The organism is Dysgonomonas sp. HDW5A (assembly GCF_011299555.1).
Classification (GTDB): Bacteria; Bacteroidota; Bacteroidia; order Bacteroidales; family Dysgonomonadaceae; genus Dysgonomonas_A.
Map to the genome: position 1 here is coordinate 2,334,923 of NZ_CP049857.1, position 22,337 is coordinate 2,357,259.

A 22,337-nucleotide genomic window follows, 5' to 3' on the forward strand; every position below is an offset into this window, starting at 1 on the left:
TGCACTCGCTTTAAAACCGAGAGACGGTTATAAAACGAAGCAAAAAAGAACGATCTTTGACACGGTTGATACATAAGAAACAAAAAATATAGCATTAGACGGGTAGAGACTAATTTTAGATTAGAGACTCTAACTCAACGTCAAAAACCTTGAGTAAAAAAAAGACAAACGCTTCAAAGAATATAAAAAAGATATACAAAGAAGAGTTTGATCCTGGCTCAGGATGAACGCTAGCGACAGGCCTAACACATGCAAGTCGAGGGGTAGCATGAAGTAGCAATACTTTGATGACGACCGGCGCACGGGTGAGTAACACGTATGCAACCTACCTTCTACAGGGGAATAGCCCGGAGAAATTCGGATTAATACCCCATAACGCAGGGATACCGCATGGTAATATTTGCTAAAGATTAATCGGTAGAAGATGGGCATGCGTTCCATTAGCCAGTTGGTGAGGTAACGGCTCACCAAAGCAACGATGGATAGGGGAACTGAGAGGTTTATCCCCACACTGGAACTGAGACACGGTCCAGACTCCTACGGGAGGCAGCAGTGAGGAATATTGGTCAATGGACGAGAGTCTGAACCAGCCAAGTCGCGTGAAGGATGACTGCCCTACGGGTTGTAAACTTCTTTTGTATGGGAGTAAAAAAGGTTACGAGTAACCTATTGCAAGTACCATACGAATAAGCATCGGCTAACTCCGTGCCAGCAGCCGCGGTAATACGGAGGATGCGAGCGTTATCCGGATTTATTGGGTTTAAAGGGTGCGTAGGCGGGATGATAAGTCAGCGGTGAAAGTTTGAGGCTCAACCTTAAAATTGCCGTTGAAACTGTTTTTCTTGAGTATATTTGAAGTAGGCGGAATTCGTGGTGTAGCGGTGAAATGCATAGATATCACGAAGAACTCCAATTGCGAAGGCAGCTTACTAAACTATAACTGACGCTGAAGCACGAAAGCGTGGGTATCAAACAGGATTAGATACCCTGGTAGTCCACGCCGTAAACGATGATTACTAGCTGTTTGTGATATTACAATAAGCGGCTAAGCGAAAGCGATAAGTAATCCACCTGGGGAGTACGCCGGCAACGGTGAAACTCAAAGGAATTGACGGGGGCCCGCACAAGCGGAGGAACATGTGGTTTAATTCGATGATACGCGAGGAACCTTACCCGGGCTTGAAATGCATCTGACCGATCTGGAAACAGATCTTCTAGCAATAGCAGATGTGTAGGTGCTGCATGGTTGTCGTCAGCTCGTGCCGTGAGGTGTCGGCTTAAGTGCCATAACGAGCGCAACCCACATTGTTAGTTACTAACAGGTCAAGCTGAGGACTCTGACAAGACTGCCAGCGTAAGCTGTGAGGAAGGTGTGGATGACGTCAAATCAGCACGGCCCTTACGTCCGGGGCGACACACGTGTTACAATGGATGGTACAGAGGGTCGCTACCTGGTGACAGGATGCCAATCTCCAAAGCCATTCCCAGTTCGGATTGGAGTCTGCAACTCGACTCCATGAAGCTGGATTCGCTAGTAATCGCGCATCAGCCATGGCGCGGTGAATACGTTCCCGGGCCTTGTACACACCGCCCGTCAAGCCATGGAAGCTGGGGGTACCTGAAGTACGTAACCGCAAGGAGCGTCCTAGGGTAAAACTAGTGACTGGGGCTAAGTCGTAACAAGGTAGCCGTACCGGAAGGTGCGGCTGGAACACCTCCTTTCTGGAGAAGCCTTGTCTAACAAAGAGACCCTTTGAAGAAAAGGAATCTACCCGATGTCTAATGTCTTTTTTAAAATGTTTCAAAACCTATGTACAACCTAACAAAATAAGAGAACAGAGAAGCTGTGTATCCACAGTTTCAGGCGCACAAGAACAAGCCAGTCCTATAGCTCAGTTGGTTAGAGCGCTACACTGATAATGTAGAGGTCGGCAGTTCAACTCTGCCTGGGACTACAAAGTACGAAGGAAGTCACGCTTCCCACTACGGGGGATTAGCTCAGCTGGCTAGAGCACCTGCCTTGCACGCAGGGGGTCAACGGTTCGAATCCGTTATTCTCCACAATACCTATGTAATAGGTAAACGATCTTTGACATGATGTAAAAAAGAGCAAGTAAAAATATAACGAGTATATATCAAACCGGTATATAAGAGTTTGTAAGAACCCTTATAAATCAGGCGAAGAAAAAAGTAAATAAGGGCACATGGGGGATGCCTAGGCTCTCGAAGGCGAAGAAGGACGTGATAAGCTGCGAAAAGCTTGGGGGAGGAGCAAATATCCATTATATCCCAAGATCTCCGAATGGGGCAACCCGGCGGTTGAAGAAACCGTCATCTGGTCTAACCAGAAGCAAACGTGGGGAACTGAAACATCTAAGTACCCATAGGAAAAGAAAACAAAAGTGATTCCCAGAGTAGTGGCGAGCGAAATGGGATTAGCCCAAACCAATAATGTTTCGGCATTATTGGGGTTGTAGGACTGCGCTGTGGCAAGAAGTTAGAGTAGTAGAACGATTTGGAAAGATCGATCACAGAGGGTGATAATCCCGTATACGAAACCCTAACCAAGCCTAGCAGACTCCTGAGTAGTGCGGGACACGAGAAATCCTGTATGAATCCACCGGGACCATCCGGTAAGGCTAAATACTTCCGAGAGACCGATAGTGAACCAGTACCGTGAGGGAAAGGTGAAAAGAACCTCGAACAGAGGAGTGAAATAGACCCTGAAACCATGTGCCTACAAGCGGTCGGAGCCAGTAATGGTGACGGCGTGCCTTTTGCATAATGAACCTACGAGTTACTCTCATTGGCAAGGTTAAGTACTATTGAGGTACGCAGCCGAAGCGAAAGCAAGTCTTAACAGGGCGCTTAGTCAATGGGAGTAGACGCGAAACCAAGTGATCTACCCTTGAGCAGGTTGAAGGTTGGGTAACACCAATTGGAGGACCGAACCGGTAAGCGTTGAAAAGCTTTCGGATGACTTGAGGGTAGGGGTGAAAGGCTAATCAAACTTGGAGATAGCTCGTACTCCCCGAAATGCATTTAGGTGCAGCCTCGGCTTATAACTTATGTCAGGTAGAGCTACTGATTGGATGCGAGGGCTTCACCGCCTATCAAGTCCAGATAAACTCCGAATGGGCATAAGTTTTTACCGGGAGTGAGGGCATGGGTGCTAAGGTCCATGTCCGAGAGGGAAAGAACCCAGACCATCAGCTAAGGTCCCCAAATACATGTTAAGTTGAATTAACGAAGTGTTGCTACAGAGACAGCTAGGATGTTGGCTTGGAAGCAGCCATTCATTTAAAGAGTGCGTAACAGCTCACTAGTCGAGTGGCGATGCGTGGATAATAATCGGGCATCAAACATGTTACCGAAGCTATGGGATAAAATATTATCGGTAGGGGAGCATTCCGTTCAGCGTAGAAGGCGTAGCGTAAGCTACTCTGGAGCGTACGGAAAAGCAAATGTAGGTATGAGTAACGATAAAGGAGGTGAGAAACCTCCTCGCCGAAAGACTAAGGTTTCCTGATCAACGCTAATCGGATCAGGGTAAGTCGGGACCTAAGGATAAGCCGAAGGGCGATTCCGATGGACGAAACGGTTAATATTCCGTTACTACTGTATAGAGTGATGTGGGGACGCAGAAGTGAAACTACTGCCATCTGACGGAATAGATGGTTAAAGAGTGTAGATGTTGATTTTAGTAGGCAAATCCGCTAGAAGAGTCGAACTTGAAAGTATGACGAGCCCTTGTGGCAAGTTAAAAATGTAGGTAAACAAACTGCCAAGAAAAACCGCTAAACGCTAATCTATATCGTACCCGTACTAAAACGGACACACGTAGTTGGGTTGAGTATACTAAGGCGCTCGAGTGATTCACAGTTAAGGAATTAGGCAAAATGACCCTGTAACTTCGGGAGAAAGGGTACCTACAGCAATGTAGGTCGCAGAGAATAGGTCCAGGCAACTGTTTAACAAAAACACATGGCTATGCAAATTAGAAATAAGAAGTATATAGCCTGACACCTGCCCGGTGCTGGAAGGTTAAGAGGAGAAGTCATCAGCAATGAGAAGCTTTGAATTGAAGCCCCAGTAAACGGCGGCCGTAACTATAACGGTCCTAAGGTAGCGAAATTCCTTGTCGGGTAAGTTCCGACCTGCACGAATGGTGTAATGATCTGGACACTGTCTCAACTGTGAGCTCGGTGAAATTGTAGTATCGGTGAAGATGCCGATTACCCGCGATGGGACGAAAAGACCCCGTGAACCTTTACTATAGCTTTACATTGAATTTGGGCACTTGATGTGTAGGATAGGCCGGAGACTATGAAGCAGGTACGCCAGTATTTGTGGAGTCACCCTTGAAATACGGCCCTTTAATTGTTTGAATTCTAACCCGTGGATACGGGGACACTGTATGGTGGGTAGTTTGACTGGGGTGGTCGCCTCCAAAAGAGTAACGGAGGCTTCTAAAGGTGCGCTCAGAACGATTGGTAACCGTTCGTAGAGTGTAATGGCATAAGCGCGCTTGACTGAGAGACCGACAAGTCGATCAGGTAGGAAACTAGAGCATAGTGATCCGGTGGTTTCAGTATGGAATGGCCATCGCTCAAAGGATAAAAGGTACTCCGGGGATAACAGGCTGATCATTCCCAAGAGCTCATATCGACGGAATGGTTTGGCACCTCGATGTCGGCTCGTCACATCCTGGGGCTGGAGAAGGTCCCAAGGGTTGGGCTGTTCGCCCATTAAAGTGGCACGCGAGCTGGGTTCAGAACGTCGTGAGACAGTTCGGTCTCTATCTATCGTGGGCGCAGGATATTTGCGGAGATCTGACACTAGTACGAGAGGACCGTGTTGGACAGACCCCTGGTTTACCGGTTGTTCCGCCAGGAGCATCGCCGGGTAGCTAAGTCTGGATCGGATAAGTGCTGAAAGCATCTAAGTACGAAGCCGGCTTCAAGATAAGATATCCTTATAAGGGTCGTCGCAGACTACGACGTTGATAGGCTACAGGTGTAAAGGCAGTAATGTCATAGCCGAGTAGTACTAATTGCCCGAAACTTTTTTCCATGACTCTGCCCAGAGTCTCGCCTGATTGACCCAGGTTTGCTACATACAAGTTATTTGAAAGCTCTTTTACATCATCTCAATTAAATCTCTATAAGTAGATATTTAATTTACAATATTAAGGTGGTTATAGCGTTGGGGATCCACCTCTTCCCATTCCGAACAGAGAAGTTAAGCCCAACCACGTCGATGGTACTGCCATTAGGTGGGAGAGTAGATAGCCGCCCTCTTTTTAAACACTCTGATTAGTGAAAACTAGTCAGAGTGTTTTCTTATATATATAATGCTTATTTGCAAAAATACACACTCACAACAAATAGACAGTATAAGTAGCCGTTTTATTCCTCCTTTAAATAGTATTATTTCTTAGAATTTAATGAGTTTTTAGTTATATTTAGTTTGTTTTTATTAAGGTATATTTACATATCTTTTTGTAAAACATATTATTTTATTATGAAAAATCTTTATCTATTTTTATTCCTATTAATTGGATTATCTGCGTGTACAGATAGTGATACAACTGATTTTAGTACTGACACGGAATTACGAAGTGCAGGAGATGGTTTATTTGATGTGCTTGGGTATGGGTACGATGTTACAGGTGAATATATGCATCCTAAATCAGTGAAATTCAAGGTGTTAGATGTGGCTAGATACAATAAGGATTATCCTGGACGAATAGACTCCGGTACTCCTAGTTGGGGATCTGATCATGTCTATTATGGATATTCTGCCATGGATTATATTTCTGATATAACTAAAGATAGTAATGCAGAATTAAAAATAAAGAAAGAAACAAAAGCGTTTGCAGGGAATATTAAGGGTAATTCTTATTTAAAATCCGAGTTTTCGTATTCGTCGAAGAACTCGTTTGCTAGTGTTGATGCTGTTAGAAATCGTAAGTATCTTAGAATTAATGATGAGCTATCTCGGTTGAAAAATTATTTATCTCCAGAGTTTGTGGAAGATTTGAATAGATTAACTGCGGATAGAGTAGTTGAAAAATATGGTACTCATGTTTTAATTGATTTCACTATAGGTGGACGCTATAAATTGATGTATAAGTCTACAATTTTTACATCTAAGGATGCAACAACAAAGAAGAATACTGTATCTGCTGGATTAGATTTTGTACTGAAAAAGATAGCGTTTAATTTGAGTGCTGATAAAACTATAACAGTTAATGAAACTTTAGCAAAAGAAAATCATGCAAAGGAGCTATATGTTATGTTCTATGGTGGAAATGGTACGAATCTCAAATATGATTTGGAAAAGGGAATGCCATCAACAGTTGACGTTGCAAGTTGGGAGAATGCAGTCAAATTAGACAATGCCACTTTGACTAATATTAACTGGAAGGAGACATATCCTATTTATGATTTTATAACTGATGTGACTAAAAAAGCACAAATACAAGCTGCTGTAGAAAAATATATTCTAAATAATCAGCTTAAAGAAATGCAGGTTGAGCCATTACATAGATATTGGAATCGAAAATATCTGATGTTTTATCCAACATCTATTTATGGGGAATCTCATATCGGAAGCGATTGGAAATATGAAGGAGTTATAGGGTATGTAAATAAAGTTCAATTACCAGGTACAGTAGCATTGCATAGATATTATAATAAAAAATACACTATGTTCTATTTAACTTCAGTCTTTGGGGAATCTCACATCGGAAGCGATTGGAAATATGAGGGCATAGTTGGTTATGCAAATAAGACTCAAGTAGAAGGTACTGTAGCATTACATAGGTATTATAATAAGAAGTATACAATGTTTTATTTTACTTCAGTTTATGGAGAATCTAGAATGGGTGGTGACTGGCAATATGAAGGAGTTGTTGGATATGTTTATCCGACAGATATTCCATGTGTTGATACGGATAAATATCCTAATTTAACTCCATGGTAAGGTATGGTATAACCTATATATAGGTTATTTCTATATTGTTAATAGTTATTTAAATTAATCCTTAGTTAGATTAATAGTATCTATTATCTCATATTAAGTAACTGAAAAAACCTTTAGGAATCATCCCTAAAGGTTTTTTATTATATAGCACTTAGTAATATTAGGATTCATAATCCTTTCTTATATTTGCAATATGAAAATAGTTTATCTTGTACGTGATTATATTAACTCAGGAGGTGTAGAAAGAGTAGTTGCTAATAAAGCTAATTACTTAGTTAATCGTGGATATGAAGTATATATTGTTAGCTTATTCGATAAAGAAGTCTTGCCGTTTTTTTATTTTGATCCGAAGATTACTTTTCACAGCTTAAATCTTATTGATGATAAGTTTATTAATGAGAATTTTGTACTGAAGCTATCTTCTTATTTTAATGAAATTAAGCCGGATATTGCTATTTCTACAGGGATTGGTCCTCTTAATTATTTGTATAAGGTAAAAGACGGTAGTAAGAAAATTCTCGAGCTACATTTTGCTAAGTATAAAAAGAAATATAAACTGGCGAGATTTGATTCCTTTCTTTTAGGAAGGTTATTTACTTCTATCTATAGTTATAAAAGAACAGCTATTGCTCGTAAATACGATGCTTTTGTAGTCTTGACAGACGAGGACCGTTTAGATTGGGGAGGATTAAATAATATTACCACTATACCTAATCCACTTTCATTTGTTCCGACTTCGTACTCTGATTTGAAAACAAAGAGAGTGATTGCTATTGGCCGTTATACTACTCAGAAAGGATTTGATCTGTTGATTGATATTTGGAGTAAAGTGCACCCTTATTTTCCGGACTGGAAATTATCTTTTTATGGGGTGGGAGGTAAAAAACGAAAGCTAGAAGATCAAGTGAAGCGCCTGAATTTGGGAAACTGCATAGAGTTAAACCCTCCAACCAAAGATGTAGAAAGTGAGCTGACCAAAAGTGCAATTTATGCTATGACATCCCGATATGAAGGCTTTGGATTGACTTTGCTCGAAGCGATGACCTGCGGTTTACCTGCTGTCTCTTTTGCATGTAAAAGCGGACCAAGAGATATAATAAAAGATGGAGAGGATGGTTTTCTTGTGAGTATGGGAGATAAAGACGGTTTTGCTCAGAAACTGTTACTGTTGATGTCAAATTCCGATCTAAGAAATGCTATGGGGGATGCTGCCCGCAAGAATGGGCTGCGATTTAAAGAAGACCAGGTTATGCCTAAATGGATTAATCTATTTGATAATTTAATGAAAGAATAATTTATTCTGTTCTTTCAAAGACTTCTATACAATTCTAAATATTTACTCATATGTCTTTCCAAAGTATACGAAAGACTATATCTTATTTGTTCTTCAATACGGTTTTTGTCTTCATAGAATGTACTAATATGTTCATTAATGAAAGAAGACATATGCTCCGAATTAAAGTTTTTAAAATAGTAAGAATATATGGATCCGACCTCAGGTAGACTTGTACAATCTGAACTGAACACCGGCTTGCCGAATTGCATCGCTTCTATTATCGGCATACCAAAACCCTCGAATAAGGATGGAAATAGAAAACCGTAACAATTCTTATACATCCAGATTTTCTCATTGAACAATATTTCTCCGGGCATAATTATATTGGATATATTTTCGTCTATTATTCGTTGCAACATCTCTTGTGCATATTGGCTGTCATGATTGCCGCAAATATAGAGATCGTATTGAGGGAGCAACTTCATTGTGTCAAGTAATACATGGAAGTTCTTTTTCTTATTTATTCTACTTATACTAAAAAGAAATTTCCTTTGGTCGTTAATTATGAAGTGAGGTTTTATTGCATTTTCAAACCTAATATCTTTAATCCCGACATAATTTATAAGTGTTTGCTTATCGCCAATCTTTAGATGTTGTTTTACTTCGCTTTCAGTAAACTGAGATATGAATGTTAGTACCTCTGCCGAATCAATATACTGTTGTAATCTTTTGAGCCTCTTAGTTGCTTTTGAGTCAGACTTTTCATAAATGAAATTCAAGTCGTGTATCGAAAGTATTTTTTTTGTTCTTGGGTTTGTTGAAGAATACTTTGCTTGCTGTGTTGTATTATGCCATACATCAAAGCGTGGAAATAAAAAAGGAAATATTTTATATATACGCTTAACCGTCAGATATTGTATATGACTTCCAAATTTGTTTACATATGATCTAGGTACTAATACGGTTATCTCCAATCCCTCAATCTTTTCGGGGTTTTCTTTTAGATAGTTTCCATAATAGGAGCATAATTCACCAAATCCATTCGAAACTCCCAGATATCTAAGATCAATTAATATTTTCTTACCCATTGCAGATGTTTGTTTTACGTTTCAAAGTTAGTGAAATATATTAAGTAATGTACAACTGTTTTTAGCTACATTTCGTTGTAATAACAGGCTAATATAATTACAATTATCTAAGTAATAAAAAAGTACAGGCTCTTAATTTTTGCAGAAGTGCCTACTTATTACTTACATTTGTGGTATAATAAATACAAATGCAAATATGAGAATAGCGTATTGTGTTCCAAGGCTTACAACCAGTGGAGGGATCGAAAGAGTTCTGGCTAATAAATCAAAGTTCTTGCTGGATCATGGATACGAAGTTTATTTTATATTGAGTGAGAAAACTGATGAACCTCCGTTTTTTGATTTTGATAAGCGAATAACCTTCTATAACTTAGGTTGTGAGTTTACAGCTAGAGGGCTTAAGAAAAAAATGGTTCATGGAAAATATAAGGAAATATACTTAAAGCGGTTGGCTGCAGCATTAGATGAAATAAAACCCGACATCACAATTTCCATATTCGATAAATATTCACGCTATCTCTACAAAGTAAATGATGGGAGCAAAAAGATAATAGAGCGGCATTTTGGTAAATATAAGAGACCACGGTATATTTCGAAATTTGAAACCAATTCTTTGGGAAGGATACTTACTTATCTATACCGAAAAGCTGATTATGATATCGTGAAGCACTATGATAAATTTGTTGTACTCACCGAAGAAGATAAGAATTTATGGGGGAATTTACCTAATATTGTAGCAATACCTAATAGTATTTCTTTTATCCCTGAAATAAAATCAACAACCAAAGATCAGAGAATTATTGCTGTCGGGCGTGCCTCGAAGCAAAAGCAATTAGATGTATTGATTAGGGTATGGGCTAAAATTGCAAAAAAATATACTGACTGGAAATTGGTAACATATGGTAATGGCAATTTAGAATCTTTACGTAAGCTCGCAGAGGAATTAAAAATAGGAGATCAGGTTGAGAATAATCCGCCTACACATAATATTCAGGAGGAGATGGTAAATAGCTCTATATATGCACTGAGTTCTAAATATGAAGGTTTTGGACTAGTTTTAATTGAAGCTATGGCTTGTGGTCTTCCCTTAGTGTCTTTTGCGTGCAAATGCGGTCCCCGAGATATTATATCGGATGGAGAAGATGGTTTTCTGATAAAAGAGAATGATTTAGACGATTTTGCTGATAAATTATCTTTACTTATTGCAGATTCTGAACTGAGGCGAAAAATGGGTATAGCTGCTTCTCAAAATGTGCTTCGATTTACTGAAGGTATTGTGATGAGCAAATGGATGTCTTTGTTTGACGAATTGGTCAATTAAAATTAAATATACTTTTCCAACATCTTATCGGCTTTTTCCCATACTGAATCGATATCTATCAGAGCAAATTTCTCACTATAGGATAGTGTTTCATAGTTTTTAACATCAGATACGATATCCTTTAGTTCTATTCCCTGAAATCGTTCAGATTTATTTGGTAACCAGTTATCCAAAGGTATATTAGGGGGATAGATGGCAAAAGAAGGTATATCTAAGGCCTGAGAAATATGTCTGGTTCCTCCTTCATTACCAAAGAAGAAATTACTGTTGGCTAGTAAAGCAATTAACTTCCTTAGATTATTAGCTTCTATATTCGTGAATATATGTGGGGCATTATTCATGATTTCATGTAAGCGCTGAGCTGCTTCTTTTTCTTTATTGTCTCCAAAATTAAAGACTAGTTGTGCATCATACTTATTGATGATCCGTTCGAGGATGGTGCGCATTTTTTCCTTATCCCATACTTTATATTCTAATCGTGCTGTTACAGCACATACAATAACAGGTTTCGAAAAATCAATCCCTTTGCTTTCCATATATTCTCTATACTTGGTGTACTCATCTGTTGTATAGTATAATTTAAAGTGAGGGTTCTTTTTTACAATATAACCTGTATTTAGGGGGTCAAGTAAAGCTAAAGTCAATTGGGCATTATCACGAATGCCATCGTATTTATTATTAACCCTGTGATTGTGTATAAGGTAATTGTATTTTTTTGATCTTCCTATTCGGTATTTTGTTCTTAAAGAGAAAATAGAAAAGAACAGGGTTTTTATTGTAGATCGGGTATCTATAATGATATCATACTTGGTTTCTTTGACAATTCTCCTGCATTTTTTTATATAAGCAGTGATACTGTGCATTTCCTCATTGGTGAAGCTAATTACTTTATCAATATCAGGATGATGTTCGTATAAAGGTGCAATATGCTCGTTTACGATATAGTGGATCTCCGAATCAGGAAAAGATTCTTTTAAAGAGGAACATAGCGAGGAGGAGATTACTGAGTCTCCAACTCTACGAAATCTGATAATTAATATTTTAGTCATTAGATGTTGCTGTTTATGTATAAGCTTTTTTATCAGGATGTTTTTTTGTAAAATATTCCCAGAATTTTCTATGGTAAAGAAGTGTAAGTTCAATGCATTTGTCCTGATCAAAATTACGTGCCTTAGCATATTCTGAAGCGATAAATCTTATCATCTCCTCATTTCCCCACAGACGTCTAAAACTTCTGCAACCTAAGTCCATCGATATATTGCCAAAGTACATTCTGTTTAAGTCTACCAGATAAAAATGAAAGCTCTGCCCTTCTTTTTTATAGAGGATATTTCCCGGAGAATAATCAAGATGCAAAACTTCTTTTTGATGCATATCTGCAGTGAATTTAGCAAACTGGCTTAATAAATCTTCGCGACCTGCAAGTTCTCCGGTATTAAATTCTCTCATTAATCCGTCGAAGTTTTCCTGTATCGAAATATAGTAGCTCTGCTTGAAGAGAAAGCCTTGTTTACATTCTAAAAATGCTACGGGATCGGGCGTGTTTATGCCTTTTTCCAGAAGTAAATTTGCGTATTCAAAAGAACGTCTCGCTTTTGATATTCTAAAGTTATCATAAACAAACTGGTTGATTATATTAGGAACTTTAAAGGCTTTTACGTTAAGCCTTAAATCTCCGACAGGTATGTCCCTGATAATATTCCGTCCGCCAAACAGGACTTCTCCTTGTGTGTGGAAGTTAACAGGTAGTTTGCCTATAAATTCTTTGAGATGCTGGTATTTAGCGTTTATGACAATTTTTGTTTTCAAAATGAGAATATAAGTAAAAAGTAAAATTTACTGGTATGTTTTATATTGGTAGGCGCAGACCTATGTGTCTGTCCTAAATAGGTGAACACTCAGGTTCACCTCTACAACCAAAGCAATAAAAAGGTCTGTGACCTTAATATCTTTATATGTTGTTTAAGACAAAGGTAATATATAAAATATAAAAGCAGTGAATAAATGATTCACTGCTTTTATATTTCAAGGTCTCAGACCTCTTTATTGCTTTAGTAATTATATTCAAAATAGCCGGTTATCGCAATAAAGTGCAGTAATGAATATATATGTATTACTTTTTTATTTTACGTCTTTCACAAAAGTAAGAACCGCTTTTCCTTCTTTAGAGAAAGTAATCTTATTCATAGAAGCTTCTAAAGTCGATGCTCCTGTTATGATTTGTGTGAATTTAGATTCACCTTCCATATTAGGACAAGCCATTCTTGTAGACATTACGGGACCCACTGTTATTGTTGTTCCTTCTATTTTGTAGGTTGCATTATAACGGTTGCATCCTGCATTTCCACCTAATCTGCTTTCGGCAAGGTCGAACGATATAGTTGGTTCTTTATCGGTAAACAATGCTTTTAAATCACCATCAGCAATTGATTCTAATTTCCATTCTCCCGAAAGAAGAGATGTGTCGATACCTTTTTCAAATTCGGCAACAGTTTTTCCTTCGTGTTTCAAAGTAAGGACACCATTTACTAAAGAAACTTTATTAGACTGACCCAAAACTGTGTGGAATTGGTGTTCCTGATTTTCCTCCACACACATCATCATAGTTGAAGCTAAATTAGGAGCAGAAAGGATTCCCTTCGAATAAGTATACATTCCGGTATATCCGTTACAGCCTCCGTTTCCGAATATTCTGTTTTCTACAACATCAATATTCATTGTAGGGATCTTTCCTTTGAAAAGACTTGTCGCGGGTTGACCGTTTAATGATTTCAAAATCCAGGTTCCTGAAATGTTCGGAGTGTTTTCTCCGGGATAATCATTTTTAGCCGAATTTTTTGATGATTTACAACTTTGTGCCATTATACCTAACGATAGTATCATTACTAGCGCGAATGACAATTTTACCAATTTTTTCATTATTTACTCTATTTAGTATTACTTAATTATATAACAAACATCTGTTGATCTTGTTTACTGAGATTAAAAAGACATTTATTCTATAAAATATTAGTATGTTTTCTTATCTTGTTTTGTCTTTAAATAAGAGTGAATTTATCTGCGTCTTTCCATACCGGAAATTTATTTCTAAATAAATTTAACTCTTCTTTCGAGATTTCAACAGTCTCTACTTCTTCAATAGCACTGTCTAAATAAACTTGTTTATTTCCTTTGTAATCGATTAATGCCGATTGTCCGATATATGAAAGTCCGATAGCATCTTTTCCTACACGGTTTACGCCGCAAACGTAGGCTTGATTCTCTAAAGCACGAGCTTCGAGTAGTACATTCCATACTCTACTTCTCGAATCGGGCCAGTTGGCTACATATATAAGCAAGTCATATTTATTATTTACATTACGTGCCCATACAGGAAATCGAAGATCATAACAAATCAAAAGGCAAATATTAAATCCTTTGTATTGTATGATACATTGTTTATCTCCTGCGGAGAAATGCCTGGATTCGTCACCCATTCTAAACAGATGTTTTTTGTCGTAAAATGTTGCTTCGGATGGTGTAATAAAAAATCCTCTGTTGTAGTATTCCTTATTATCGAGGGCAATAAAGCTTCCTGCTAAAGCAACATCATATTGTTTTGCCCATATTTGTAGTTTGTGGATTGTGTTTCCTTCGATTGTTTCTGCCAATAGATGGCTGTTCATCGAGAAACCTGTAGAAAACATTTCCGGAAGGACAATTAGGTCTGTCTTTCCGGTCAGTTCTGATATATATCTTTCAAGAGTTGCAAGATTGTACTCTTTGTCTTCCCATTTTATATCGGTTTGGAGAAGGCTTATTCTTAGTTTTGCATCTTCATTGTTCATTTCCTGATGAGAACTTTTCTTGGTGTTTGCCACTTGCATTCTTATAACGATCTTGTATTGCAGTGATATCTTTATCTGCATCTCTTGTAGGAGTGAAAACAGAATCGAAATACGCAGTTTTGTCTTTATAATCAAGTATTGCAATAACAATAGGCACATTGGCTGCTGTTGCAATATAGTAAAAGCCACGTTTCCAGTCGTTATTTTTGCTGCGTGTACCTTCAGGTGTAATGGCTAATTGAAAATCATTACGACGAGAAAATTCCGAAGTCATTTGTTCGGTGAGCGATGTTTTCTTTGACCGGTCGACCGGTATTCCTCCCATTGCATTGAACAATAGATTCATTGGGAAGAAGAACCAGGTTTTCTTTATAAGAAAATAAGATTTTCGACCTAATGATAAATAGATCAATTTACCTAAAAGTAAGTCCCAATTGCTGGTATGTGGGGCAACACATATGATACATTTGGTGGGTAAGTCGGTAATTCCGACAATTTTCCATCCTATTTTTTTTAGGATGAAACTACTAAACTTTTGCATATCCCGAATGTCAGACTAATTTTTGAATTTCTAATCCAAATTTATTGACTTGAGCCTGTAAATCTTCTTTTACTTTTTTGTAATAAGCTTTAGTTCTGCTTTTAATTTCTTTTCCTTCAGATACGCTCAAACGATTAATCAGATCGGTATGTGCATCAGCTATTTTGAGAATAATCTCATCGGCTTTTTGGATGTTTGGACTGTGTGTAAATACTTTGTAAAATATGCAGTCGTTATATAATAACCCCATTGAGTTATTAATTAGTTTTTTTAGATCTCTTCTGCTGCTCATCTTGATGTTTTTAATTATTTGAATGTTTTTAATATTGTACTGACCGCTATAACTAGCAGTTGCAGTTTTACTTACCAAAAGAATAAAAAGGTTTAGTTCCTTAATATCGCTTTTGTAAATACTGCACAAAGGTAGTTAATTTAGAGGACGCATTCGAAGTATTTGTATTATTATTCCTTAATAGCTTGCTGTATAAGAGATCACAGAAAGAAAATAGGGAAGAAAAAGAGAGCACGTGATTCTTCTTAATATGTTTTCGTTCGATGTTTTAGTGGTATAATAGTAATTTTTTCATAAAAAAATCATTTGTTTTTGTATTCTCAATATAAATGATTTACTTTGAAAATAATTTCTAACAGCAAATATGTTTAATGGAATCAATTTGTAAGTTAAAAGATATATATAAAGCTCTCTATAATTTCGAAAAAGAGTTTGCCGAAAAAAATGGTATTACTATCAATGAGGGGATGATACTTTGTTGTCTGAAAGATGGTAAACCTAAATCGGCCAATGAATTGTGTGAATTTGTAGGCTTGTCGAACTCACGCGTTTCTCGTGTTATAAATACAGTTGAAACAAAAGGGTATATAGTTCGTGCGATGGGGGCAGTCGATAAACGTCAAATGATATTTACATTAAGTGAATCGGGAAAAATTAAAGTTAAAGAAATGTTGAAACAAGAAATGGATTTTAAAGGATTGAGTTCGCAATTTTTAGCTTTAGCAGAATAAAGAGATCGTTGATTTTTAGGAGTTTTTGACAGGTTATACTTGGTATGATTTAGAATACTCTGGTAAAAAGATCTGATATCTTTGATGGAATTAAATTCCATTTTTATTTATTTATATTGTTGTTAGTGGCAAATATGTTTAATGGTAAATTTAATATAAGATGAAAGTAGTTATTATAGGAGGAGTTGCAGGTGGAGCTACGGCGGCAGCGAGAATGAGAAGAGAAAGTGAAGATGCCCGAATTGTTTTGTTTGAGAGAGGTGAATATGTATCGTATGCCAATTGTGGTTTGCCTTATTATATTGGTGGAACTATTAGCGAAAGAGACCGATTGTTTGTACAAACGGTAGAAGGTTTTGTGAACCGTTTCAATATTGATATACGGATTAAATCGGAAGTAACCGCTATTGATTTGAAAAGTAAAACGGTTACGGTGCTGAATCGTTTAACCAATGAAGGCTATACTGAGAGCTATGACAAGTTAATAGTTTCAACAGGGGCTGAACCCATCAAACCGCCGATGCCCGGAATCGATAATCCTAAGATATTTTCATTGAGAAACGTTCCCGATATGGATCATATAAAATCTTATATCGATCAGCATAATCCCAAGAGAGCAGTTGTTATAGGTGGTGGATTTATAGGTCTCGAAATGGTTGAAAACTTACAGGACGCCGGACTTGAAGTGTGCGTAATCGAACGAAGCAATCAAGTGATGACTCCTATCGATTTTTCGATGGCAAGCCTTGTACATCAACATCTGAAGAGTAAAAAAGTCGGCTTGTTATTAGAGGAAGTAGTCGAAGGTTTCGAATCGAATGGAAATGAGATAAAGGTATTACTTGCAAGCAAAAAGGATATATCAGCTGATATGGTCATACTAAGTATTGGTGTGCGTCCTGAAGTACATTTGGCAAAAGAAGCAGGCTTGGAGTTGGGTTCGTTGGGAGGAATAAAGATTGACGATTATATGCAGACTTCTGATCCCGATGTATATGCTTTGGGTGATGCTGTCGAGGTTTTTAACCCCGTCATTGGTAAACATTCATTGATTCCTTTGGCAGGACCAGCCAATAAACAGGCACGTGTAGTTGCAGATAATATATTGGAAGGCAATATTTATAAATATACCGGAACGATAGGTACTTCCATTGCTAAGGTATTTGATATAACCGTAGCGGCAACGGGAGCATCTTCTAAATTATTGGATCGGGAAAATATTGCACATTTATCGTCATTCACGCATGGTAATTCTCATGCAGGGTATTATCCGAATGCTTTACCCTTATCGATAAAAATAAACTTTTCACCTGTTGACGGGAAATTGTTCGGGGCACAAATCGTAGGTTTCGACGGGGTCGATAAGCGAATCGATTTATTTGCTCAGGTTATTAAAAAAGGTGGTACGATCTATGACCTGATGGAAATTGAACATGCCTATGCTCCGCCTTATTCATCGGCTAAAGATCCCGTGAATATGGCCGGATTTGTAGCTGATAACATCTTGAAGAATAAAGTAAAGGTTATTCAATGGAGAGAACTGGATAAACTAAGCAAGGACGAAATATTTCTTATTGATGTAAGAACAAGCGGAGAGTTTGAGTTTGCCCATATCGAAGGTGCAATAAATATTCCTGTTGATGACCTTCGTTTGAGATTATCCGAAATACCTAAAAATAAAAAAGTCATACTGTATTGTGCTGTTGGACTACGTGGATATTTAGCCTCACGCATTTTGCATCAGCATGGTTATACCGATGTTTATAATCTGTCGGGTGGATACAAAACGTATTCGAATGCAACCGATATTCAATCAACAGGTGCAGCTTTTGAGAAAGCGACAACACCTGATAATACTCCCATTAAATCAGAAATGAAAACAATAACTATAGATGCTTGCGGATTACAATGTCCGGGCCCGATAATGCAATTAAAAAAGAATTATGATCAAATAAATGCGGGTGACAGATTAGAAATAAAGGTAACCGATCAGGCATTTGGTGAAGACCTTAGCGGTTGGTGTCGCATGGTAGGTGCTAATCTGATCAGTATCAATAACACGGGAGGCGTTGTAACTGCCTGTGTCGAAAAATCGGAAAAGGCTCCGTCGTGTGAAATGGTTTCCAGTCCAAAAGACAATAAGACGTTGATTGTTTTTAGCGATGATTTGGATAAGGCTTTGGCTTCTTTTGTGATTGCTAACGGTGCATTGGCTTCGGGTAAAAAAGTGAGTATATTTTTTACATTCTGGGGATTGAATGTAATCAAGAAAACAAATAAACCTGCCGTGAAAAAAGATTTCTTAGGCAAGATGTTTGGAATGATGCTTCCTTCGAGCAGTAAGCACCTGGGATTGTCAAAAATGAATATGGGAGGCCTAGGCAGTAAGATGATGCGTTATATTATGAAGGAGAAAAAAATAGATACACTTGAAAGCCTGATGCAACAAGCCATTGATAATGGTATCGAACTTATCGCTTGCTCTATGTCTATGGATGTAATGGGAATCAAGCAGGAAGAACTAATGGATAATATTACTATCGGTGGTGTTGCTGCCTATCTGGACAGAGCCGAGAATGCAAATGTGAATTTATTTATATAATATCGGGCGAAAGGCTTCTTGAAAAGAGATCAAGTTTTTTGAAAAATAAAGGACGACTTTTAATTGTAAATTAGATACATTTTTTACTTTTACGCTCAATTTAGGTAAACGCTTATTGTAAGTAGTTGAAGGTGTTTTATGATGTGTTTCATAGCTGTAATTCATCTGGTTACTACTTGCAATAGCAATAAATAGCTTTTTGAGCTTAATATCAATTTTTATGAAATCTTTCTCTTTTTATTCTACTACAGGGATCATCTTATCCATGCTGTTATGTGGCACTGTAGTATCTTCTCAAAATTCAACTTTTAATCCCGATCGTAAAGTTGAGATGATTGTAGAAACGTCTCCACCTAAAGCCACCGAATCATTGCAGATTCTAAAAGATGGTAACAAGCGTTTTCTTTCGGGTGTGTCTACGCATGAGCGTCAGGATCAGGAGAGGATAAAAGACTTATCCAAAGGACAGAACCCCAAATGTATTATCGTGAGTTGTTCCGATTCGCGTGTACCACCCGAAATTGTATTCGATCAGGGTTTAGGTGATATATTTTCGATACGTACAGCCGGTAATGTCATGAGCGATTATGAAGAAGGCAGTATCGAATATGCAGTTGAGCATTTACATACTCCCTTGGTTGTGGTAATGGGGCATTTAGGATGCGGAGCTATTCAGGCTTTATTGGATCATGCAGACGATCTGGATGGTGATTTGGAAAAATCGGCTGACCACGTTTCTAAGATTATCCGTAAATTGAAAAGCGAGGAAGAAGAGCAAGAGGTACTTAAAACTGCAGGTAAGAATTCTAATTTAGCAGTTGTAGCCAATGTTATGAATGGTGTAAAACAATTAAGAGAATCTGATCCTATATTAGAAGAAGCCTATCATAAAGGAGAAATCAATATTGTGGGAGCTGTCTATCATATCGAATCAGGAGAGGTAGAGTTTCTCGATATTTAAACAGGCTTTAGAATCTTTGTTATAAAAATTATTCTGTTTTGGAAGATAGCTTTAGTAAAAGATTTAGGTCTAGAGATAATAAAAGAAGGGAAAGCATTTAATGCTTTCCCTTCTTTTATATATTGGAAATCAATAATTCAGATCATTGCTAAATTTTAAATAGATTCAATAATTTGCTCTAAAGGCAAACGAGATTTGGGATTGATAGCAGGCTGATTGCTGTCGTCAGGGTTTTTATAACCGATAGCTACTGCAAACAGCGTTTTGTGTGTATCCAAATCTAAGATTCTGTCGTATTCTTCGGCTTGTATACCTTCCATTGGAGTTGAGTCGATTCCCAGACTAGCACATGCACTTAGAAAAAATCCCAATGATAAATATACCTGTTGTCTCAGCCACGATTTTATGACTGTTTCGCCTTTTGGTTTCATAAACTGGTTGTAATACATAACAGATCCTTCGGCTAAAGATGATAAATTGTGATTCTCAAAGAATGAAATATCGTCTACCACAGTAAAAACAATTAAGTGGCTTGCATTCTTGATTCTGCCTTCGTTGAAATAAGAAACTTTGGCTAAACTGTCTTTGGTTTCCTGATCAGATATAAAGAAAAATTTCCAAGGTTGGCTGTTTATAGATGACGGGCTCAATCGTAGAATATCCTTCAACTGCTGAATCTTTTCATCGGTAATTTTCTTGTCCGGATTGTATTCCTTTGTTGTGTATCTTTCTTTTGCTAGGTCTAAAAAAATCATAATTCTAAATATTTAAATTAAACTATACTTTTTATTGTTGCAAAATTAAGTATAGTATCTTATCTTTGCAATAACGGTCAAAATAGATAGTAACAGATGTATTGTGTAGATGGTAAAAAATATCCTTGTAGTACAAGTCTGACTATGAGGTATATAGGTGGAAAATGGAAAGCGGTTATTTTAATTCATTTAATAGAAAAAAAACGATATAGTGAATTAAGAAAAGAATGTTCTGCCATAACCGAGCGAACATTGAGCTTGCAGTTAAAAGAATTAGAAGCAGACGGTTTGATTACACGGACTGTTTATACAAGTAAACCGCCGTTAAAGGTTGAATATGAACTGACAGAGTTTGGCAGGACATTAATACCGTTGCTTAAAGCAATCGCTCAATGGGGAAGGGAGACTGCTGCAAACAATAAGCAAACAAGTACTGTAAATGAATAAACGGAGAATTAGATAAAAGGCGATTAATTGCTTTTATCCCAATACGATTTGTAGTAGATCTGTCGTTTCATCCGGCAGATGGCTTGTTCTTATCCTCCATTCATTTGGGTAGAGATTATTAGCTCTGTTTCCTATATTCTTGATGAATCCTAAAGGTACATTTTTGTAAGTCAGAAGTATATAACCTTTGGGTTGGTCTTCAAATACTAAAGCTTCCTTTCTTAGATAAGCAATGGCAGTTTCTCGGCCTATATCGTGCAGTATAAACGCATCTTTATTGATCCGGTTAGACATTGCAAGAGAATGTTGCGGTAAGAAATCTTTTCCCTTGAATTCTCCTATATAGATTCCGGCTGATACCAGTTTCAATTGAGAACTAACTTGTAAAAAAGCCTCATATTGTTTCTCGGGAAACGCAAACCACAATCCGTTTTTATCGAAAAAAGTATATTCTTCGTGTCGAGAAATATACTTCTTATATTCTAGAGCCAACGTCTGAGGTTTGGCTGTATTCTGTTTTTTATTTCGTTTGTTAGAAGGTAAATTCTCGAAAGTTACATTCCCTTTCTTTTGTATGGCTGCCAAAAAGAAGCCTTCTCCCTTTACTTTATGGGGAAAGAAGTGATGTGCCAACACTTCATTATTATATGCCTGCGAGATATTCCAGTTAGCATCAGTTTCTATAGGTAATATTTCAGCATCAAAATTATCGAGTATCCAGTTTATATTTTCCTCGTTTTCCAGCTTATTGTAAGTACAGGTACTGTATATAAGTATTCCTTCGGGTTTCAATGCATCCCATACATCGGCTACAATACGTTGCTGGCGTTCTTTGCACAACTGCACATTTGCAGGCGACCATTCTTCTACTGCATGCGGATCTTTACGAAACATACCTTCGCCTGAACAAGGAGCATCAATCAGTATAGCATCAAAAAAAGAAGGAAGTTTATTACCGATATCTGACGGATCGTTATTGGTAACAATTACATTCGGATATCCTGATTTTGTCATATTCTCCGAAAGAATAAAGGATCTGGACTTTATGACCTCATTCGATACCAACAGACTTTCTTCAGATATAAGGCTGGCTATATGGGAAGATTTACCACCCGGAGCAGCACATAGATCGAGTACTTTAATATCATCATTCAGATATTGTCTAAATACTTGCTCTATAAACATCGATGATGCCTCCTGTACATAGTATGCTCCTGCATGAAAAAGAGGGTCGAATGTAAACGATGGACGCTTTGCGAGATAATAACCCGTTTCGCACCAAAGAACCCTTTCTGACTGAATGAGTAAACCCTTAGCTTTTGTCGGATTAATACGGATACTTGTGGGCGATTCTTGTTCGAGTGCCTGCTCGAAATCTATCCACTCTTCTTGGAGTAAAGGCTGTGTGTAAGAAACAAACTTTTCAGATAACTGCATCTATGCCGAAAAAAAGGTCTTAGACCTGTTTAAAATTATTTTTTTCGGGCATAAAAATAATTATTTCTCTTT

The 22,337-nt window shown here is 37.6% G+C and carries 16 protein-coding genes, 2 tRNA genes and 3 rRNA genes; 12 read left to right on the forward strand and 9 right to left on the reverse strand.

Annotated features, from left to right (window positions below; genetic code table 11):
* Nucleotides 1-195: 195 nt before the first annotated feature.
* From G7050_RS09725 to G7050_RS09755, 7 genes are all read left to right on the forward strand, one after another.
* Nucleotides 196-1,722: ribosomal RNA gene (locus G7050_RS09725) — 16S ribosomal RNA — on the forward strand.
* Nucleotides 1,723-1,881: 159 nt separating this feature from the next.
* Nucleotides 1,882-1,955: transfer RNA gene (locus G7050_RS09730), tRNA-Ile, on the forward strand.
* A gap of 32 nt (nt 1,956-1,987) precedes the next feature.
* Nucleotides 1,988-2,061: transfer RNA gene (locus tag G7050_RS09735), tRNA-Ala, on the forward strand.
* 122 nt (nt 2,062-2,183) lie between these two features.
* A 23S ribosomal RNA gene (locus G7050_RS09740) occupies nt 2,184-5,073 on the forward strand.
* A gap of 116 nt (nt 5,074-5,189) precedes the next feature.
* A 5S ribosomal RNA gene (gene rrf / locus G7050_RS09745) occupies nt 5,190-5,300 on the forward strand.
* The 16S, 23S and 5S rRNA genes sit together here with 2 tRNA genes alongside, the layout of an rRNA operon.
* A gap of 223 nt (nt 5,301-5,523) precedes the next feature.
* On the forward strand, nt 5,524-6,987 hold the full coding sequence (locus G7050_RS09750; protein ID WP_166114582.1) for an MAC/perforin domain-containing protein: 1,464 nt from the start codon (nt 5,524-5,526) through the stop codon (nt 6,985-6,987).
* A 193-nt stretch (nt 6,988-7,180) separates the two neighbouring features.
* The gene (locus tag G7050_RS09755; RefSeq protein WP_166114585.1) at nt 7,181-8,281 is read left to right on the forward strand and encodes a glycosyltransferase family 4 protein; all 1,101 of its coding nucleotides are present in this window, start codon (nt 7,181-7,183) and stop codon (nt 8,279-8,281) included.
* 14 nt (nt 8,282-8,295) lie between these two features.
* Here G7050_RS09755 and G7050_RS09760 read toward each other — a convergent pair whose 3' ends face one another.
* Nucleotides 8,296-9,351, reverse strand: a complete 1,056-nt coding sequence (locus G7050_RS09760) for a glycosyltransferase (RefSeq protein WP_166114588.1) — start codon at nt 9,349-9,351, stop codon at nt 8,296-8,298.
* 196 nt (nt 9,352-9,547) lie between these two features.
* Between G7050_RS09760 and G7050_RS09765 the strand changes: the two genes are divergently transcribed.
* A complete protein-coding gene (locus G7050_RS09765) occupies nt 9,548-10,672 on the forward strand; it encodes a glycosyltransferase family 4 protein (protein WP_166114591.1) in 1,125 nt (374 codons plus the stop codon).
* Between the two features lie 2 nt (nt 10,673-10,674).
* On the opposite strand, the gene G7050_RS09770 is transcribed toward G7050_RS09765, so the two are convergent.
* From G7050_RS09770 to G7050_RS09795, 6 genes are all read right to left on the reverse strand, one after another.
* Nucleotides 10,675-11,721, reverse strand: a complete 1,047-nt coding sequence (locus tag G7050_RS09770; protein WP_166114594.1) for a glycosyltransferase family 9 protein — start codon at nt 11,719-11,721, stop codon at nt 10,675-10,677.
* Between the two features lie 13 nt (nt 11,722-11,734).
* Nucleotides 11,735-12,481, reverse strand: a complete 747-nt coding sequence (locus G7050_RS09775) for a lipopolysaccharide kinase InaA family protein (RefSeq protein WP_255499083.1) — start codon at nt 12,479-12,481, stop codon at nt 11,735-11,737.
* Nucleotides 12,482-12,793: 312 nt separating this feature from the next.
* Nucleotides 12,794-13,591, reverse strand: a complete 798-nt coding sequence (locus tag G7050_RS09780; RefSeq protein WP_166114598.1) for an META domain-containing protein — start codon at nt 13,589-13,591, stop codon at nt 12,794-12,796.
* Between the two features lie 119 nt (nt 13,592-13,710).
* Entirely contained in the window at nt 13,711-14,538 is an 828-nt protein-coding gene (locus tag G7050_RS09785; protein WP_255493183.1) for an amidohydrolase, read from the reverse strand.
* Entirely contained in the window at nt 14,489-15,040 is a 552-nt protein-coding gene (locus tag G7050_RS09790; RefSeq protein WP_166114601.1) for a 1-acyl-sn-glycerol-3-phosphate acyltransferase, read from the reverse strand. Before G7050_RS09790 ends, G7050_RS09785 begins: the two co-directional genes overlap by 50 nt.
* A 10-nt stretch (nt 15,041-15,050) precedes the next feature.
* Nucleotides 15,051-15,332 carry a hypothetical protein gene (locus G7050_RS09795; RefSeq protein ID WP_166114604.1) on the reverse strand — a complete coding sequence of 94 codons (282 nt, stop codon included), beginning with the start codon at nt 15,330-15,332 and terminating at the stop codon, nt 15,051-15,053.
* 371 nt (nt 15,333-15,703) lie between these two features.
* On the opposite strand from G7050_RS09795, the gene G7050_RS09800 reads away from it, so the two are divergent.
* The 3 genes from G7050_RS09800 (at nt 15,704) to G7050_RS09810 (ending at nt 19,626) form a co-directional block, all read left to right on the forward strand.
* Entirely contained in the window at nt 15,704-16,063 is a 360-nt protein-coding gene (locus G7050_RS09800; protein WP_166114607.1) for a MarR family winged helix-turn-helix transcriptional regulator, read from the forward strand.
* Between the two features lie 160 nt (nt 16,064-16,223).
* Entirely contained in the window at nt 16,224-18,665 is a 2,442-nt protein-coding gene (locus G7050_RS09805) for an FAD-dependent oxidoreductase (protein ID WP_166114610.1), read from the forward strand.
* Nucleotides 18,666-18,885: 220 nt separating this feature from the next.
* Complete coding sequence (locus G7050_RS09810; RefSeq protein ID WP_255499084.1) at nt 18,886-19,626, forward strand: carbonic anhydrase; 741 nt, start codon at nt 18,886-18,888, stop codon at nt 19,624-19,626.
* 155 nt (nt 19,627-19,781) lie between these two features.
* Here the strand turns inward: G7050_RS09810 and G7050_RS09815 are convergent, their stop codons facing one another.
* Nucleotides 19,782-20,381 (reverse strand): NAD(P)H-dependent oxidoreductase, encoded by a 600-nt coding sequence (locus G7050_RS09815; protein ID WP_166114613.1) that lies wholly within the window; start codon nt 20,379-20,381, stop codon nt 19,782-19,784.
* A 144-nt stretch (nt 20,382-20,525) separates the two neighbouring features.
* On the opposite strand from G7050_RS09815, the gene G7050_RS09820 reads away from it, so the two are divergent.
* Nucleotides 20,526-20,828, forward strand: a complete 303-nt coding sequence (locus G7050_RS09820; protein ID WP_221412795.1) for a helix-turn-helix domain-containing protein — start codon at nt 20,526-20,528, stop codon at nt 20,826-20,828.
* Between the two features lie 33 nt (nt 20,829-20,861).
* Here the strand turns inward: G7050_RS09820 and G7050_RS09825 are convergent, their stop codons facing one another.
* Nucleotides 20,862-22,265 carry an rRNA cytosine-C5-methyltransferase gene (locus G7050_RS09825; protein ID WP_166114619.1) on the reverse strand — a complete coding sequence of 468 codons (1,404 nt, stop codon included), beginning with the start codon at nt 22,263-22,265 and terminating at the stop codon, nt 20,862-20,864.
* Between the last annotated feature and the right edge of the window lie 72 nt (nt 22,266-22,337).

Coding starts and splice junctions, on each gene's coding strand:
- G7050_RS09750 (WP_166114582.1), top strand. CDS start 5,524: ATGAAAAATCTTTATCTATTTTTATTCCTATTAATTGGATTATCTGCG.
- G7050_RS09755 (WP_166114585.1), top strand. CDS start 7,181: ATGAAAATAGTTTATCTTGTACGTGATTATATTAACTCAGGAGGTGTA.
- G7050_RS09760 (WP_166114588.1), bottom strand. CDS start 9,351: ATGGGTAAGAAAATATTAATTGATCTTAGATATCTGGGAGTTTCGAAT.
- G7050_RS09765 (WP_166114591.1), top strand. CDS start 9,548: ATGAGAATAGCGTATTGTGTTCCAAGGCTTACAACCAGTGGAGGGATC.
- G7050_RS09770 (WP_166114594.1), bottom strand. CDS start 11,721: ATGACTAAAATATTAATTATCAGATTTCGTAGAGTTGGAGACTCAGTA.
- G7050_RS09780 (WP_166114598.1), bottom strand. CDS start 13,591: ATGAAAAAATTGGTAAAATTGTCATTCGCGCTAGTAATGATACTATCG.
- G7050_RS09785 (WP_255493183.1), bottom strand. CDS start 14,538: ATGCAAGTGGCAAACACCAAGAAAAGTTCTCATCAGGAAATGAACAAT.
- G7050_RS09790 (WP_166114601.1), bottom strand. CDS start 15,040: ATGCAAAAGTTTAGTAGTTTCATCCTAAAAAAAATAGGATGGAAAATT.
- G7050_RS09795 (WP_166114604.1), bottom strand. CDS start 15,332: ATGAGCAGCAGAAGAGATCTAAAAAAACTAATTAATAACTCAATGGGG.
- G7050_RS09800 (WP_166114607.1), top strand. CDS start 15,704: ATGGAATCAATTTGTAAGTTAAAAGATATATATAAAGCTCTCTATAAT.
- G7050_RS09805 (WP_166114610.1), top strand. CDS start 16,224: ATGAAAGTAGTTATTATAGGAGGAGTTGCAGGTGGAGCTACGGCGGCA.
- G7050_RS09810 (WP_255499084.1), top strand. CDS start 18,886: ATGAAATCTTTCTCTTTTTATTCTACTACAGGGATCATCTTATCCATG.
- G7050_RS09815 (WP_166114613.1), bottom strand. CDS start 20,381: ATGATTTTTTTAGACCTAGCAAAAGAAAGATACACAACAAAGGAATAC.
- G7050_RS09820 (WP_221412795.1), top strand. CDS start 20,526: ATGAGGTATATAGGTGGAAAATGGAAAGCGGTTATTTTAATTCATTTA.
- G7050_RS09825 (WP_166114619.1), bottom strand. CDS start 22,265: ATGCAGTTATCTGAAAAGTTTGTTTCTTACACACAGCCTTTACTCCAA.